General features: G+C 66.9%; 16 protein-coding genes. 3 read left to right on the forward strand and 13 right to left on the reverse strand.

Features of this window, described 5'->3' with window-relative positions; genetic code table 11:
• Positions 1 to 7: 7 nt before the first annotated feature.
• Positions 8 to 661, forward strand: coding sequence for a TetR/AcrR family transcriptional regulator (locus tag J2S97_RS16645; protein ID WP_307051060.1), 654 nt, complete (start codon positions 8 to 10; stop codon positions 659 to 661).
• A 163-nt stretch (positions 662 to 824) separates the two neighbouring features.
• Here the strand turns inward: J2S97_RS16645 and J2S97_RS16650 are convergent, their stop codons facing one another.
• The 9 genes from J2S97_RS16650 to J2S97_RS16690 all read right to left on the reverse strand — a co-directional run bounded on the left by J2S97_RS16650 (position 825) and on the right by J2S97_RS16690 (position 11,034).
• A complete protein-coding gene (locus J2S97_RS16650) occupies positions 825 to 2,996 on the reverse strand; it encodes a 3-hydroxyacyl-CoA dehydrogenase NAD-binding domain-containing protein (RefSeq protein WP_307051061.1) in 2,172 nt (723 codons plus the stop codon).
• Positions 2,993 to 4,318: a thiolase family protein gene (locus J2S97_RS16655; RefSeq protein ID WP_307051062.1), complete on the reverse strand. Its 1,326-nt coding sequence runs from the start codon at positions 4,316 to 4,318 to the stop codon at positions 2,993 to 2,995. The genes J2S97_RS16650 and J2S97_RS16655 overlap by 4 nt, the downstream gene beginning before the upstream one ends.
• Positions 4,319 to 4,487: 169 nt before the next feature.
• The gene (locus J2S97_RS16660; RefSeq protein WP_307051063.1) at positions 4,488 to 5,819 is read right to left on the reverse strand and encodes an HRDC domain-containing protein; all 1,332 of its coding nucleotides are present in this window, start codon (positions 5,817 to 5,819) and stop codon (positions 4,488 to 4,490) included.
• 57 nt (positions 5,820 to 5,876) lie between these two features.
• Positions 5,877 to 6,527, reverse strand: a complete 651-nt coding sequence (locus J2S97_RS16665; RefSeq protein ID WP_307051064.1) for a DUF3000 domain-containing protein — start codon at positions 6,525 to 6,527, stop codon at positions 5,877 to 5,879.
• Between the two features lie 61 nt (positions 6,528 to 6,588).
• On the reverse strand, positions 6,589 to 7,677 hold the full coding sequence (locus tag J2S97_RS16670; protein ID WP_307051158.1) for a threonine aldolase family protein: 1,089 nt from the start codon (positions 7,675 to 7,677) through the stop codon (positions 6,589 to 6,591).
• A gap of 37 nt (positions 7,678 to 7,714) precedes the next feature.
• Positions 7,715 to 8,440 (reverse strand): SDR family oxidoreductase, encoded by a 726-nt coding sequence (locus J2S97_RS16675; protein WP_307051065.1) that lies wholly within the window; start codon positions 8,438 to 8,440, stop codon positions 7,715 to 7,717.
• The gene (locus J2S97_RS16680) at positions 8,437 to 9,852 is read right to left on the reverse strand and encodes a DUF6421 family protein (RefSeq protein WP_307051066.1); all 1,416 of its coding nucleotides are present in this window, start codon (positions 9,850 to 9,852) and stop codon (positions 8,437 to 8,439) included. The genes J2S97_RS16675 and J2S97_RS16680 overlap by 4 nt, the downstream gene beginning before the upstream one ends.
• 187 nt (positions 9,853 to 10,039) lie before the next feature.
• Positions 10,040 to 10,528: a peptide-methionine (R)-S-oxide reductase MsrB gene (gene msrB / locus J2S97_RS16685; protein ID WP_307051067.1), complete on the reverse strand. Its 489-nt coding sequence runs from the start codon at positions 10,526 to 10,528 to the stop codon at positions 10,040 to 10,042.
• A 14-nt stretch (positions 10,529 to 10,542) separates the two neighbouring features.
• Positions 10,543 to 11,034, reverse strand: a complete 492-nt coding sequence (locus J2S97_RS16690) for a hypothetical protein (protein WP_307051068.1) — start codon at positions 11,032 to 11,034, stop codon at positions 10,543 to 10,545.
• Positions 11,035 to 11,313: 279 nt separating this feature from the next.
• On the opposite strand from J2S97_RS16690, the gene J2S97_RS16695 reads away from it, so the two are divergent.
• Positions 11,314 to 12,597, forward strand: a complete 1,284-nt coding sequence (locus tag J2S97_RS16695; protein ID WP_307051159.1) for an alpha/beta hydrolase family protein — start codon at positions 11,314 to 11,316, stop codon at positions 12,595 to 12,597.
• Here J2S97_RS16695 and ybaK read toward each other — a convergent pair.
• From ybaK to J2S97_RS16710, 3 genes are read right to left on the reverse strand one after another with little or no spacing between them, the layout of a single operon-like run.
• The gene (ybaK, locus tag J2S97_RS16700; protein WP_307051069.1) at positions 12,581 to 13,093 is read right to left on the reverse strand and encodes a Cys-tRNA(Pro) deacylase; all 513 of its coding nucleotides are present in this window, start codon (positions 13,091 to 13,093) and stop codon (positions 12,581 to 12,583) included. The genes J2S97_RS16695 and ybaK overlap by 17 nt on opposite strands.
• A 21-nt stretch (positions 13,094 to 13,114) precedes the next feature.
• Entirely contained in the window at positions 13,115 to 13,576 is a 462-nt protein-coding gene (locus J2S97_RS16705; protein WP_307051070.1) for a SufE family protein, read from the reverse strand.
• Between the two features lie 10 nt (positions 13,577 to 13,586).
• Positions 13,587 to 14,498: a sulfurtransferase gene (locus tag J2S97_RS16710; protein WP_307051071.1), complete on the reverse strand. Its 912-nt coding sequence runs from the start codon at positions 14,496 to 14,498 to the stop codon at positions 13,587 to 13,589.
• 220 nt (positions 14,499 to 14,718) lie between these two features.
• On the opposite strand from J2S97_RS16710, the gene zapE reads away from it, so the two are divergent.
• Positions 14,719 to 15,756, forward strand: coding sequence for a cell division protein ZapE (gene zapE, locus J2S97_RS16715; RefSeq protein WP_307051072.1), 1,038 nt, complete (start codon positions 14,719 to 14,721; stop codon positions 15,754 to 15,756).
• Positions 15,757 to 15,861: 105 nt separating this feature from the next.
• Here the strand turns inward: zapE and J2S97_RS16720 are convergent, their stop codons facing one another.
• Positions 15,862 to 16,128: an antitoxin gene (locus J2S97_RS16720; protein ID WP_307051073.1), complete on the reverse strand. Its 267-nt coding sequence runs from the start codon at positions 16,126 to 16,128 to the stop codon at positions 15,862 to 15,864.
• Between the last annotated feature and the right edge of the window lie 126 nt (positions 16,129 to 16,254).

A 16,254-nucleotide genomic window follows, 5' to 3' on the forward strand; every position in this document is an offset into this window, starting at 1 on the left:
AGTCAATATGGCAACCGAAACTTCCCGACCCAGACGCTACCGGTCCGCACTCCGCGAAGAGCAGGCTTCGGCCACGCGCCACCGTGTGCTGGAATCGGCCGGCAGGTGCTTTGCGGCCAAAGGGTTTACCGGAACAACCCTCGGTGCCATCGCCGCCGACGCCGGGGTGTCGGTGGAAACAGTCCAGGCCCACGGCCCTAAGAAGCGGCTTCTCCTGGCCGCGTTGGAAGAGGCCTCAGCCGGCGTGGACGGCGGGCGATCGATTCTCGACGTGCCGGAGGCGCAGGCCGTGCTGGCGGAGGAAAACGTCAGGGAGGGCCTGCTTGGCCTGGCGTCCTTCGCCGCGGAACTCAACTGCAGGATCGGCCGGTTGTGGCAGGCCATGGCGGCGGCCGCGCAGGGCGACCCGGAGATCGCGGCTGCGCATGCGGGGCTGCAGGAGCGCATCCGGACGGACTTCCTGAAAGTTGCCCGCCTGCTGCAGCAGCGCGGGGGGCTTCGGACGGATATCCCGGTGGAGGAAGTGGCCGTAACGCTCTGGCTGCTCACATCCCCCTACCAATATGAACACCTGGTGGTGCAGTCCGGATGGGCGCCTGAGCGCTACTTGGGGTGGCTGCAGCGGATGCTCCTCGAGGCGGCACTGCAGCCGACGGAATGAGGAAGGTCAGCCAACGGAACGGCAGGCCAACTGCGACGGCAGGGCCAACGAAGCGGCGCCAACGCAACGGCGCCGCCGCCCGCACCGGCTAGGGGTGCGGACGGCGGCTAGTCATTGCAGGCGGCGCTGGGCTCGCGCTTGGGCGGCGTGCAGCCGGGTGATGCTAGGCCGCGACCGCCGCGGAGGCGACGCCCGGTGCCAGGAACCGCTTGCCGTTGACGCGTTCCGAGGCGCCGACGCGGTCCAGGTACGGGGTGATGCCGCCCAGGAACATCGGCCAGCCGGCGCCGAGGATCATGCACAGATCGATGTCCTCCGGTCCGGCCACCACACCCTCGTCCAGCATGAGCCCGATCTCCTCAGCCAGCGCATCCTGCGTGCGGCGCAGAACTTCCTCGGCCGTGGACGGGGCGGTGCCGAAGGAGAGCAGTGCCAGTGTTTCGGCCGGAATGAACGGCTTGCCGTCCGGGCCGTTCTCCGGTGCCCACAGGGACTTGATGCCGTTGTCGATCAGTTTCTGCAGGTTCTGCGAGACCGTGAACCGGTCACCGAACGCGGCGTGCAGCGATTCCTGGACGTGCTGGGCCACCGGCAGGCCCACCATCGCCCCCAGCGTGAACGGCGTCATGGGCAGGCCCATGGGCCGCAACGCGTTGTCCGCGACCTCAGCCGGTGTCCCCTCATCAAATGCGGCGGTCACTTCGCCCATGAGCCGCAGCAGGATGCGGTTGACCACAAACGCCGCGGCGTCCTTGACCAGCACGGCGGACTTCTTGAGTCCCTTGGCGAGCTCAAACGCGGTGGCCAGCACGGCGTCGTCGGTCTTCGGTGCGCGGACGATCTCCAGCAGCGGCATCACGGCCACCGGGTTGAAGAAGTGGAACCCGACCAGCCGTTCGGGGTGGACAAGGTCCGCCGCCATGGCCGTGACGGACAGTGAGGACGTGTTGGTCGCCAGGATGCACTCGGGCGAGACAATCGCCTCCACCTCGGCGAACACCTGCTTCTTGACGTTCAGCTCTTCAAACACAGCCTCGATGACGAAGTCGGCGTCGGCAAACGCTTCCTTGGAAACCGATCCGGTGACCAGGGCCCTCGTGCGGTTGGCGGCGTCGGGGCTGATCCGTTTTTTGGCCAGCAGCTTGTCCACTTCCGCGTGGACGTAGCCCACTCCCTTGTCCACGCGGGCCTGGTCGATGTCCGTCAAGACCACCGGCACCTTGAGCTGCCGGGCGAAGAGCAGGGCCAGCTGGCTGGCCATGAGGCCTGCACCCACCACGCCAACCTTCGTTACCGCACGGGCCAGCTTCCGGTCCGGCGCGCCGGCCGGGCGCTTGGTGCGCTTCTGCACGAGGTCCAGGAACGCGTACACGGTGGAGCGGAACTCATCGGTCTGCATGAGGCCGGCCAGCGTTTCGCACTCGAGCGCCGCCGAGTCCGCCTGGCTCAGGGTCCTGTTGGCCTCCATGATGTCCAGCACCTTGGCCGGGGCGGGGGAGGCATTGGAGGTCTTGGACTCCACATAGGCCCGGCCGGCGGTGACGGCACCCGCCCAGCGGCCGGCAACCGCCGGGTCGGAGGGGTCGACGGCGTTTGGCCGCTCCGGGGCGACGTCGCCCGAAATGACCCCGGCGGCCCAGGCAATGGACTGCTCCACGAAGTCGGCGGGTTCAAACAGGGCGTCGGCGATGCCCAGGCCAAAGGCCTGCGGGCCGGTGAGCGTCCGGTTGTTGCTGAGCGGATTCTCGATCATCACCTTGACGGCGTTCTCCGGTCCGATCAGCCGCGGCAGGATGTAGACGCCGCCCCAGCCGGGCACCAGGCCGATGAAGGCCTCGGGAAGTGCCAGCGCGCCGGCGCCGGTGGACACCGTGCGGTACGTGGACTGCAGGGCGATCTCCAGGCCGCCGCCGAGGGCCACGCCGTTGATGAAGGCGAAGCTGGGAACGCCGAGGTTGGCCAAGGTGGCATAGACGTCGTGGCCGAGCTGCGCCATCCAGAGGCCGTGGTCCCGGTCGTTGAGGGATTTCACCGCGGACAGGTCGGCGCCGGCCACCAGGAAGTACGGCTTGCCGGTCACACCGACGCCCACGATCTCGCCGCGGGCGGCACGGTCCCTGAGGCCTTCGAGGACCGTGCCCAGCTCAACGAGCGTGTTGGGGCCGAGAGTGGTGGGCTTGGAATGGTCAAGGCCGTTGTCCAGGGTGATCAGCGCGAAGGTTCCGGCACTGGGCTTCCCTCCCGCGGCGGGGAGCTGGATGTCCTGGACGTAGGAATGCGTGACGGTCTCGTCGGGGAAGAGGTCGGCAAGCTTGCGGAAATCTGCGGCGCTCATGCTGTGGCTCCTTCGGTTTCGGTCGTGGCAGGTTCGGTGCCGGCAGTTTCGGCGGCGGAATTCCCGGCTGGCGGCACGGCACCGCTGTAGTCGCTGTGATGCGGGTTTTCCCAGATGACGGTGGCGCCCATGCCCAGGCCGATGCACATGGTGGTCATGCCGTAGCGGACCGAGGGGTCCTCTTCGAACTGGCGTGCCAGCTGGTTCATCAGCCGCACTCCCGACGAGGCCAGCGGATGCCCGACGGCGATCGCCCCGCCGTAGCGGTTGATGCGGGGGTCGTCGTCGGCAATGCCGAAGTGGTCCAGGAAGCTCAGCACCTGGACCGCGAAGGCCTCGTTGATCTCGAAAAGCCCGATGTCCGCGATGCCGAGGCCGGCGTTCCTGAGTGCCTTTTCCGTGGCAGGAACCGGCCCGATGCCCATGACTTCGGGCTCGACGCCGGCAAAGGCGTAGCTGACCAGGCGCATCTTCACCGGAAGGCCCAGCTCGGCTGCGGCATCGGCGGACGCGAGGAGCGCCGCCGTCGCGCCGTCGTTCAGTCCGGCGGCGTTGCCGGCTGTGACCCGGCCGTGGGGGCGGAACGGGGTACGCAGGGCGGCGAGGTCCTCAAGGGAGGTTCCCGGCCGGGGAGGCTCGTCCACGGTGTTGACCGTCCAGCCCTGGCCCGGCTTCATGGTGGCCACCGGCGCCAGGTCCGGCTGGATCTGGCCCTTGCCGTAGGCCGCCGCCAGCTTGTCCTGGGAGGCTACGGCGTAGGCATCGGTGCGGTCCTTGGTGATGGCTGGAAAACGGTCGTGCAGGTTCTCCGCGGTGTTCCCCATGTTGAGCGCTGCGGGATCCACCAGGCGCTCGGACATGAACCGTGGATTGGGATCGGCGCCCTCGCCCATCGGGTGGTTGCCCATGTGCTCCACGCCGCCGGCGATCACGACGTCGTAAGCCCCGAAAGCGATGCCGCTGGCAGTGGTTGTCACCGCGGTCATTGCGCCGGCGCACATGCGGTCCACTGCGAAGCCCGGGACAGTGCGCGGGAGCCCGGCAAGCAGTGCCGCTGTGCGGCCGATGGTCAGGCCCTGGTCGCCTGTCTGCGTGGTGGCGGCAATAGCCACTTCATCGACACGGTCTGCGGGGAGGGAGGGGTTGCGGCGCATCAGTTCACGGATGCACTTGACCACGAGGTCGTCGGCACGCGTTCCGGCGTAGATGCCCTTTTCGCCTGCGCGGCCGAACGGTGTGCGGACGCCGTCCACAAAAACGACGTCGCGGACGGTGCGGGTGTTTCCGCTGCTCTTTGTTCCGCTTGGGCGGGCTTGGCTCACGTGATACTCCTCATCGAGACATTGATGCCGGACGCATGCCAGTGGCAGCAGCAGTCCGGGCGACATTGATCCCAATGTTACTCGTGAGTAACTTAGCTGGCAAGGACCCTTGGGAGCCGTCCGTCCTGCCCCGGTAAACCATGCAGCGCGCTTTCCCTTGCTCCCGCGCCTAACTCCCGGCGGCGGGAGCGGCCTTGGGTTCCTTGGGAGGCAGCGGCTGCGGATTGAGGAACGCCGAGGTGATCAGGGGTGCCGTCAGCTCGATCTGCCACGGGCGGGCGCCGAGTTCACTGAGTTCTTCGGCGATTGCTTCTTCGCTGAGCTCCACGGGCGGACGCCATGCCACGCGCCGGAGGAAGTCGGGCGTAAGCAGGTTCTCTACGGGAAGGTTCAGTTCATCAGCTTTGTCCTGCAGCAGCGGCCTGGCAGTCGACAGCCGTTCAGCCGCCGCAGGGTCCCGGTCAGCCCAGACCCGCGGCGGCGGCGGTGCATTCGTCGGCAGATGCAGCGGCGGCAGTTCCTCCATGGTCCGGGCGGTGGCGATGCACCGCAGCCAGCGCGGCGCCTCCCGCTGTGCGGCCCTGCCGTGGAAGCCTTTGGTGCCCAGCAGTTGCGGCACGGTGGACGGCATGGCCTTGGCGGCGGCCACCAGCGACGAGTCGGGGATGAGCCGGCCGGGGGCAACGTCGCGTTTGCGGGCCAGCGAATCGCGTTCCAGCCACAGTTCGCGGACCGCGGCAAGCTGGCGGCGGTCCCGGATCTGGTGCAGCCCGGAGGTCTTGCGCCAGGGATCCACCCGGGGCGGGGCAAGGCCGGCAGAGAGGATGGCCGCGAACTCCTGCTCGGCGTATTCAAGTTTTCCGTCGCCTTGGAGCAGCTCGATGAGTTCCTCGCGCAGCTCCGTGAGGACCTCGACGTCCAGGGCCGCGTAGCGCAGCCAGGGCTCGGGCAGCGGGCGGGTGGACCAGTCGGCGGCGGAATGCTCCTTCGCAAGTCCGAATCCGAGCAGCTGCTCGATGACAGCCGCCAGGCCTACCCGCGGCAGCCCCGCCAGCCGGGCCGCCAGTTCCGTATCGAACAGTTTGTGCGGCCACATGCCGAGTTCCGAAAGGCATGGAAGGTCCTGGCTCGCTGCGTGCAGGATCCATTCGACGCCATCCAAGGCGTCGTTGATGATCTGCAGGTCCCCGAAGGGTTCAGGGTCGATGAGCCACGTGCCCGAGCCTTCGCGCCGGATCTGGACCAGGAAGGCCCGCTGTCCGTAGCGGAAGCCGGAGGCGCGTTCCGCGTCCACCCCGGCCGGGCCCGTCCCGGCGGCGATGGCGGCTGCGCAGCGTTCCAGGCCGGCTGGGGTTTCAATGACGAGCGGTACTCCGTCGCGGGGGGAATCGAGGTCGATGACCTCGGGGACCAGGCTGTCGAAGCCTTCCACCGTGATGTGGGGAGTAATGTCAGCAGCCGGGACGCCGGCTGTGGTGTGTTCCGGATTTTGAGGGGTCATGATGCCTTCAGTTTACCGACATCGCGCTGAAGGGCGTCCCGCCGTGGCCAGCCATGGTCAGTTGCGCCGCCTGCGGGGCAGTGCGGTCACGCCTTCGGGCAGCGGTGGGAGTCCGGCGAAGGTGCAGACCATGTCTGACCACGCTTCCAGGTGGGACCGGATATCCGGGCCCACGGGAGTCCAGGAGGCCCGCAGTTCGATGTCGATGGAACCCGGCCGGTCCGAGAGGGTGCCGAAGCTCTCGGACAGGACCCTGGTGGCCGTTCCGCCTGCCGCCCGGTAGGGCGCCTGGTGGTTCTCCAGCGCTTCGACGAGCCAGGTCCAGGCCACCGAGCCGAGCATTTCGTCGTTTCCCATTTCCGGCTCCAGCTGGGCGCGGATATAGGTAACGATCCGGAACTCCCCGTCCCACACCGCCGACCCTTCGGGGTCGTAGAGCAGGATGAAGCGGCCGGTGGCGAGCTCTTCGTTTTCATCGTCCACTGTGCCGGCGGCGCGGACCAGCGCGGCGGAAACCGGCCCGTGCACGGCTGCCGGTGCCGGGCGCGGAACAGGCCCGATGACCTCTGCGCCCAGGGCCACCGCAAAGGGAGCCAGCCTTGAAGGCGCGGGGATCTCGTCCAGGTGCAGCTCACTGCGGCACCGTGCTTTTCGAAGGGATCCCAAAGCGGTAAGGAACTCCGCGGGAACCTGGTCGAGTGCGTTCACATTCGCAGGTTACGCAAGATGTGGCGCCGATCCCGGCAGGCTCGCCGCCCCGGACACCCGCTCAACCGGCCGCCAACTCCCGCTTGATGGCGGCGACGAACGAATCCACGTCCTCTTCGCTCGTGTCGAACGAGCACATCCAGCGCACTTCCCTGGCGGCTTCATTCCAGTCGTAGAAGCGGAAGGATTCCCGCAGCCGGTCCGCGACGCCTTCGGGCAGGATGGCGAAAACCCCGTTGGATTCCGTCTTCTGGGTGGGCTCCACGCCATCGATCGCATCCACGGCCGCACGCAGCCGGGCAGCCATGGCGTTGGCGTGCCTGGCTGACCGCAGCCACAGGTCGCCCTCGAGCAGCGCAATGAACTGGGCGGACATGAACCTCATTTTGGAGGCCAGCTGCATGTTCATTTTGCGCAGGTACACCAGGCCGTGGGCGGCCTCCGGGTTCAGGGCCACCACCACCTCGCCGAACAGCAGCCCGTTCTTGGTGCCGCCAAAGGAGAGGATGTCCACGCCGGCGTCGCGCGTGAACGCCCGCAGCGGCACGTCAAGGTGGGCTGCGGCGTTCGCCAGCCGGGCGCCGTCCATGTGGAGCTTCATGCCCTTGGCATGGACATGGTCGGCGATCGCGCGGACCTCTTCCGGCGTGTAGCACGTGCCCAGCTCGGTGGTCTGGGTGATGGACACGGCCAGCGGCTGGGCGCGGTGTTCGTCGCCCCAGCCCCAGGCTTCCCGGTCAATCAGCTCGGGCGTGAGCTTGCCGTCGGTGGTGGGAACCTGGAGCAGCTTGATCCCGCCGATCCGCTCCGGTGCCCCGTTTTCGTCCATGTTGATATGCGCCGTCGACGCGCAGATCACTGCGCCCCAGCGGGGGAGCAGCGACTGCAGCGAAAGGACGTTGGCTCCCGTTCCGTTGAAGACCGGGAAACATCCGATGCCGGCGCCGAAGTGCCCTTCCATGAGCACCTGCAGCCGTGCGGTGTAATCGTCTTCGCCGTAGGAGACCTGGTGCCCCTCGTTGGCTGCCGCCAGGGCCGCAAGGACTTCCGGGTGTACACCCGAGTAGTTGTCGGAGGCGAAGCCCCGGACGGCGGGGTCATGGAGCCGTGCCGCGGTGGCGGCAGGGACAGTTTCAACTGTGGTTGTCATCGCTTTGGTCACGCTTTCAGTCTAGGGATGTCCGCGGTCAACGGCTAAGGAGCAGCCGCTGGCCGTTCAGTTCCGCAGCGGGGGCGGTGAAAAGTCCGACGGCGGCAGCCGCCAGGTCGGTAACGTCGGTAAAGTCCGGGAAGCTCCGGCCGGGGTACTTCGCCCGCATCCCGGCGTCCACGAGGCCCTTCACGACGAAGATGACCGCGGCGCTGTGCTGTTCCGGGCTGGCGCTGGGCTGCTCCCCGCTGAAGCCCTCGGCCACCGCCAGCGTCCAGGCTTCGGCAGCCGCCTTGGACGCAACGTAGCTGGCACCGGCCGCCGTCGGGGTGGCAACTGCCGTGGAGGTAACCATGGCAAACCGGCCGGTGTCCGAGGCCGCGAGGTCGTCATAGAACACCCGCGTTACATTCCTCAGGGTGGTGATGGCGCCGCGTTCCAGGAAGTCCCAATCCTCGTCGCTCTGGTCCGTGATGCCTTTGGCGCCGCGCCAGCCGCCCACGAGGTGGATGACGCCGTCGACCATTCCGGCTTTGCCGGAAATGGTGGCGTGCAGCGCCCTGACATCCGCCAGGACGGCAAGGTCGCACACGAGCGGAACGACGCCGTCGCCTGCTTCCGCGGCGGCGGCCTCGATCCGGGGGCCGTCCGAACCGACCGTAAAGACCATGTGACCGGCTTCGCGCAACGCACGTGCCGTGGCGATCCCGGACGGGCCGCTGCCGCCCGTCACTACAACGTTCAATGGGCGTCCGGCACTCATCCGGCGTTCAGTGCCCGGGTGGCGCCGCCGTCGTTCGTGGCTGCTCCAATGTCTGCTGACCCTGTGATGCCGGCCGTGGACTCGATGACCGGGCGCATCTTCTTTTCGAGTGCCTCGTAGAACATGGACAGCGGGAATTCGTCGTCGAGCACCTGGTCCGTCAGGCCCCGCGGCGGTCCGTCCAGCGGAAGTGCTGAGGGCCCCTTGGCCCAGACGGAGGCCGGGTGGGGCGTGACGGTTCCCGAAATCAGCTCGTAGGCCGCGAGCCAGTGGGCCGCCTTGGGGCGGTCGATCGAGCGCCAGTACAGCTCCTCGATCCGGGAGCCGAGGTCAACCACCACGTCTGCAGCCTCGTCCCAGTCGATGCTGAGCTTGCTGTCAGTCCAGTGCAGGACACGGTGCTGGTGCATCCAGGCGAAGAGCAGCTGTCCGCCGAGGCCGTCGTAGTTGCGGACGCGGCTGCCGGTGATGGCAAAGCGGAAGATCCGGTCGAAGATGACGGCGTACTGGACCAGCTTGGCGTGCCGGCGTGCTTCCGGGTCGGCCTCTTCGTCCTTTTCGATCTTCACGGATTCCCGGAAGGCCGTCAGATCGCAGCGGAGCTCTTCCAGGGAGTAGAGGAAGAAGGGCATGCGCTGTTTGATCATGAAGGGATCGAATGGCAGGTCGCCGCGCATGTGTGTGCGGTCGTGGATGAGGTCCCACATGACGAACGTTTCCTGGGTGAGTTCCTGGTTCTCAAGCAGTTCGGCGGCTTCGGCCGGCAGTTCCAGGCGGGTGATGTCGGCTGCGGCCCGGAGGACCCGGCGGAAGCGGGCAGCTTCCCGGTCCGCGAAAATGGCGCCCCACGTGAACGTGGGCGTTTCCCGGACCGCGACGGTTTCCGGGAACAGCACGGCCGAGTTGGTGTTGTATCCCGGGGTGAAGTCCAGGAACCGGATCGGGACGAACAGCTTGTTGGAGTATTCGCCCTCCTCGAGGCCGGCGATGAACTCCGGCCAGATGACCTCGATCAGGACGGCCTCGACGAGGCGGCTGCTGCTGCCGTTCTGCGTGTACATGGGGAAAACCACCAGGTGCTGCAGTCCGTTGACGCGGTGCTGCTGCGGCTGGAAGGCGAGCAGGGAGTCCAGGAAATCCGGCACGCCGAAGCCGCCGGCGGCCCAGCGGCCGAAGTCGATGACGAGGAGTCCAAGGTACCGGGCGTCGTGCGGGAACTCAGGGGTAAGTGCCTCCACCGCTGCGGTGATGGTGCTGACGTATCCGGCGGCGGCCGCATGGTCAGCGGCGTCGGGCACCGAACCGTCCTGGGCCTGGAGAGCCTGCAGGGCGGTGGCGGCGGCCTTGAGCCGCACCCACTCCGGGTGGTTTTCGGTGAGCGGGGCGGCTGCGGTGAGAGCGGTCGTAGTCATCGTCGGCGATCGCCTTTCTGGTTGCTTGGAGCTTCTACGGCGAGCGTAGCAAGCAAACAGATCCTCTAATGCAAAATATGCCTGAGCATAAGAAAGTCTTGTGCAAGTGGCTCAGCATTCCCGCCCCAGCTACAGCGGGAGGCGGGGCTGCCGGCGTCAGGGTGCGCGGTTGATCTGGCGGGACGGCCTACTTGGCCGCGTCGTCAGACGAAACCAGCTTCAGCGAGACTGAGTTGATGCAGAAACGCTGGTCGGTGGGGGTACCGTAGCCCTCGCCGTCGAACACGTGGCCCAGATGGGAATCGCAGGTGGCGCAGCGGACCTCCACCCGGTCCATGCCCATGGTGCGGTCATGGATGTAGCGGACGGTGCCGTCCGCAAGCGGAGCCCAGAATGACGGCCAACCGCAGTGGGAATCGAACTTTTCGTTGCTGGTGAACAGTTCCGCACCACAGGCGCGGCACTGGTAGACGCCCGCAGTGTGCGTATCCCAATACTCTCCGGTGTACGGACGCTCGGTGCCGGCCTGGCGGAGCACCCGATACTCCTCCGGCGTCAGCTCCCGGCGCCATTCCTCGTCTGTCTTTTCAACCGGCGGAGTGGCGTTTTCAGGTTCGGATCCGGCGGCGGGAGACTGGACGGGTGCGACTTTCGGCTTGTTGCTAAAGATGCTCATAGCTTCGATAACGCTCAGGAGTCTCCGATAAATCCCGAACCTGCGTAAAGGTGCAGCACGGGCAGCCCCAGCTGGTCCTGTGCCTTGTTGGCCCAGTCCGTGTGGAAGGTGTCCGCGATGGCGTGCGGCCTGGTAATGACTACCGCCTGGCCTGCTCCGAGTTCCTTGACCTTGGCCACCAGGCCCTGGACGGCGCCGCCGTCCACCACCTCGCCGGTGACCCCGCTGCCGATCCCGGCCAGTGCACTGAGCGACACCGCGAGGGTCTCGGCGGCGGCGGCGCGTTCGGACGCAGGGTCCGGGGCATGCGAGGTCAGCTCGCGGAAGGCTTTCGCGACGTCCAGCAGCGAAAGGTTTTCGAGGAAATCCACCAGGAGGTGCCGTTCGGTGTTGGCCGGCACCAGCACGACCAAGGGTGTGTCACCGCCGTCCACCAGGCGTTCGATGTTAACGCGGTCATCCGCACCCAGCGGCTCTTCTGTCAGAATGACGATTGGATCGCTCATGCCCCCAGCCTAGTCCCGGCCTGACCTTCCCGCACGAATTTCGTCCGGGGCGGTCCGCGCCGTATCGGCGGCCGGTTCCGCGGCTGTTCTTCCGGGATGCTGCTCCCGTACGGCCGGTCAGTCCGCCGTGGAGCCGCCAGCGATGGCGTGCCCGAATATGTCCGGAGGGCCCGCAGCAGTAAGAATGGATCCATGGCATCGATCCCGGGGCTGCGCCCGGCCACCAAAGCGAATCCGCCCCTGGCAGTGGGCAAGACCCCCGCCACCACCGAGGCCGGCATGTCCTCGAGTGCCAAGTGGGCCGTGGGCGGTGTCATCGCGGGAGGTGCCGCAGCGGGCCTGTTGGGTGCCGGATCGTCGGCGCTCGCCCTCTACTTCGCCAGGCGGGTCATTACGCCGGTGCGGGTCCGGGACGAGAACCAAGAGGTGCTGGCTGTCATCCGTGCCGCCGGCGGCCTCCAGGTCATCCTTGCGGCCACCGAGGACGCCACCGTGGAAGGCGTCTACGGGCTATTCTTCGACGGCGGCCGCGGCCATGCACGGATCGGCAGGATCATTTCGTACTCACCTGCTGAACGCACCGTTCTGCGTGAAGTCGAAGCTGTGTATTCCGGCGACCTCTACACCGCCCGCCGCGGCTACTGGAGCGGCGCCGCCTACCCGGATGCCGCCTCCATCGGGCTGTCCGCCGAGGACGTGCAGATCGACGTTGAAGGCGGGACGGCGCCGGCATGGCTGGTGCGCGGGACGCCGTCGTCCGACATCTGGGCCATCATGGTCCATGGCCGCGGAGCCAGCCGCCAGGAATGCCTGCGCGCGCTGCGCCCGGCGCAGGAGCTTGGCATGACAAGCCTGGTGATCTCCTACCGCAACGACGGCCTGGCGCCGTCGGCGCCCGACGGACGCTACGGCCTGGGCTCTACCGAATGGCGGGACGTCGAGGCAGCCATCAGTTTCGCCGTGGCCAACGGCGCAAAGGAAGTTGTGCTGTTCGGCTGGTCCATGGGCGGCGCGATCTGCCTGCAGACGGCGGACCTTTCCCGCCACCACCAACGGATCCGGGCCATGGTGCTGGACGCCCCGGTGGTGGACTGGGTCAACGTCCTGGCGCACCATGCGCAGCTGAACCGCATCCCGTCCGCGGTGGGACGCTACGGGCAGCTGATGATGAGCCACCCCCTGGGGCGCCGCCTGACCGGGCTGGCGGCACCGGTGGACCTGAAGTCGATGGACTGGATCTCCCGGGCCGTTGAACTCAGGACCCCCACACTGATCCTGCACAGCGTTGACGACGAATACGTCCCCTACGGCCCCTCAGCCACCATCGCGGAGAAAAACCCTGAGATGGTCACCTTCGAGACCTTCCAGGACGCCCGGCACACCAAGGAGTGGAACGTCGATCCGGAGCGCTGGGAAGGCCTGGTAACCGCGTGGCTGCGGCGGCAGCTTGCCCCACGTGCCAATCCGGGCTCACGCTCCCGGCGGCGCGATGACGCCGGATCGCGCCGCGGAACGGACGCCCCGGGGACAACCGCCGGCCCTGCTGTTAACGGTCCGGAGTAGCCTTCGGCCCGGTTCCAATGCGGGCAGTAACTGCACCCGTGAGCCGTACCAGGTGGTCCGGGCCAAGTTCGATATCCAGGCCGCGGCGGCCGCCGGAGACCAGGATGCTGTCCTGGCCCAGGGCACTCTCATCCAGGACCGTGGGGGAAGGCTGGCGCTGCCCCAGCGGGGAGATTCCGCCCAGGACATAGCCGGTCCTGCGCTGGGCCGTGGCCGGATCCGCCATGGCGGCCTTCTTGCCGCCGAGGGCAGCTGCTATGGCTTTCAGGTCAAGGTTTCCGCTGACCGGGACTATTCCCACTGCGAGCCTGCCGTCGACATCCACCATAAGGGTCTTGAAGACCTTGGCGGGATCCACGCCGAGTACGTCGGCTGCCTCCATGCCGTAGCTGGCTGCCGAGGGGTCATGGGCGTACGGGTGCAGCACGAAAGGAACGCCGGCTGCAGCGAGTGCTGCTGTAGCCGGCGTTCCCTGTGAAGCCTGTTTGCGCGCCATGCGGTGGTTGGGCCTTCCGGCCTAGGCCTTTAGCGCGGCGGACGCCGCGACCTTGCGCTTGATCCGTCCCAGCATGGCCGTCATGCCCCGCATCCGCAGGGGAGTGATGGCACGCGTGAGCCCCAGGAGCTCGGGCATGTCATCCGGCACTGCCAGGATCTCAGGGGCCGTCAGGCCGTCGAGGCCTTCGTGCAGGACACCCGCGAAGCCGCGGGTGGTCGGCGCTTCCGGCGGCGCCTTGAAGAACAGCCGTACGCTCTCCGGAGAACCTGGATCCTGCTTTTCCGTCTCAATGGTCAGGAACAGGGGTGACTGGCATTCGACGACCTGCTCCAGCAGTTCCGGATGGTCCTTCAACCGGTCCGGAAGCTCAGGGAGCCCCTGGGAGAACTCCAGCAGCAATTGCAGCCGCTCGGGTTCGGTGAGGGCCTGGAAGTCGTCAACTATTTCCGCCAGCGCGGCGGGAAGGGTTTGGTTACTCATCGAGTCCAGTTTACGCCGGTACCGTGCCGCGCTCGGCGCCCTTGGCGATCGGCACGCGGACGGCGTTGCCCCACTCGGTCCACGAGCCGTCATAGTTACGCACGGTGTCGAAGCCCAGCAGGTACTTCAGCGCGAACCAGGTGTGGCTGGAACGCTCGCCGATGCGGCAGTACGCCACGACGTCGTCGCCTTCCTTGAGGCCGGCTTCGCCGAGGTAGAGGGCTTCCAGTTCGCCGCGGTTCCGGTAGGTGCCGTCCTCGGCAGCCGCGCGTGCCCAGGGGATCGACGCCGCCGTGGGAATGTGGCCGCCGCGCAGGGCGCCTTCCTCGGGGTAGGCAGGCATGTGGGTGCGCTGGCCCGTGTATTCCTCGGGGGAGCGGACGTCGATCAGCGGCTTGCCGAAGTGCGCCAGCACGTCTTCCTTGAAGGCGCGGATGGGGGCATCCTTGCGCTCCACCTCGGGGTATTCGGCAGGGGAGGGGGCGGTAACGTCGGTGGTAATGGCACGGCCTTCGGCGATCCACTTGTCCCGGCCGCCGTCGAGCAGCCGGACGTCCTCGTGGCCGAAGAGTGTGAAAACCCACAGTGCGTAGGCAGCCCACCAGTTGGACTTGTCACCGTAGATCACCACGGTGCTGTCCCGCGAAATGCCCTTCGCCGCTGCCAGGGCCGCGAACGCCTTGCCGTCAACGTAGTCCCGGGTGACCTCGTCGTTCAGGTCGGTGTGCCAGTCGATCTTGACGGACCCCGGGATGTGGCCGGTTTCGTAAAGCAGGACATCCTCATCGGACTCCACCACCACGAGCTTGCCGTCGGCCAGGGCGCCGCCGTCGAGGGCTGCCGCCAGCCATTCGGTGGAAACGAGACGTTCGGGGTACGCGTACGCGGAGAACTTGTCGTTCTGTTCAACTGGGTAGGACATTGAGATGGCCTTTCACTGAAACGGTCAGGGGACCCATGCCACCGGGAGGCGTCGCTGCGGCCGGGCCAGTTCCAACACTAGCCACGGGCCGGAAGTATTTGCGCCTCTGGGTTCACAGAGGGAAATATGGCCTTCGTCACGTGGACTCTCCGCCCTATGAACCCGGCGCTGCATTGCCGGTATCCTTTCTGGGGACACGAGACCAGCAGAACGGACCACCTTGGTACAGATCGAACAGCTCTCCGCGCGGACACCGGCGGTTTCCGTGGATGAACTCCTCAAGGGCTTCTATCCCTCGCCGCGCTTCGGAGGGGTTTCCTTCGCCAGTTACCGGCCGGATCCCTCGCAGCCCAGCCAGGCCGGAGCAGTGACGGCGCTGGCGTCCTTCGCGACGGGCGTCGGCGCAAACGGCAGCTCCGGTCTCTTCAAGAAGCTTTTTGCGAAGAAGGACAATTCCCGTGCCGGGATCTACCTCGACGGCGGCTTCGGCGTGGGCAAGACCCACCTGCTGGCGTCCTTGTGGCACGCGGCCCCGGGCCCCAAGGCATTCGGCACGTTCGTCGAATACACCAACCTGGTGGGGGCGCTCTCGTTCCGGAAGACCGTGGAGGCGCTCAGCCACTACAAGCTGGTGTGCATCGATGAGTTCGAGCTCGACGACCCGGGCGATACCGTCCTGATGTCGCGGCTGATGCGCGAACTGGCCGACGCCGGCGTCAAACTCGCGGCGACCTCGAACACGCTCCCCGGATCGCTCGGCGACGGACGGTTCGCAGCCGTCGACTTCCAGCGGGAGATCCAGGTGCTGGCAGACCAGTTCGACGTAATCAGGATCGACGGCGAGGACTTCCGCCACCGCGGACTACCGGCAGCTCCGGCTCCGCTGAAGAACGAAGACCTGACCCACCACATGCAGGCGGAGTTCCACGGCAAGACGGTGGCACGGGATGATTTCAAGACCCTGATCAACCATCTTGCCGGTGTCCACCCGAGCCGGTACCGGCAGCTCCTGGCCGGCATCGAGGGCGTGGTGTGGCGTGACGTGGAAACCATTACCGAGCAGGCTGTGGCACTGCGGTTCGTGGTGCTGGCGGACCGGCTTTATGACAAGGATGTTCCCATCCTCGCCAGCGGCGTCCCCTTCGACCAGCTTTTCACCGACGAGATGATGACCGGCGGCTACACCAAGAAGTACTACCGGGCGGTTTCCCGGCTGACGGCGCTGGCGCGCGAGGGGCAGAACCACGAACCGTCCTAGCCATTAGGGACTGCGTTTAGCGCCGCCGGCTAAACACCGCGTTTAAACGCCAAAGGCGCCGGCGCCGCCTCACGGCGGGACCGGCACCTCGCTGACGTTCCTGGGTTAGAGGCCCTGCTGCCGGGGTTCCCCGGCTACAGGTGGCTCTCCGGCGACGGGAGGTTCTTCGACAGGAGCCGTTTCCGGCTTCTGGTCGGCCTTATCCACGAGGCCGGCTGCGCCCTTCTGGACGGTATCGATCTTATCGGCGTACTTTCCGCCGGTCTTTGCGTCGATGAAATCACCGGCTTTGCCGATGCCGTCCTTGATGGCCTGTTCATTGCCACCAACCAGTCGCTGAGCCTTGCCCTTCAGATCGTCAAGAATACCCACGGGCACCTCCCTTCTGTCGCGGAGCCAGATCGCTCCTCCGCATTCGATCCTAGCCCCAGACAATGGGTGTGCCAAGGGCACGCGCCGGTGCCTGCCTTGCTCCGGGATGCATTGTCCCGGCTCCCG

This window comes from Arthrobacter oryzae (assembly GCF_030812315.1).
GTDB lineage: Bacteria > Actinomycetota > Actinomycetes > Actinomycetales > Micrococcaceae > Arthrobacter > Arthrobacter oryzae_B.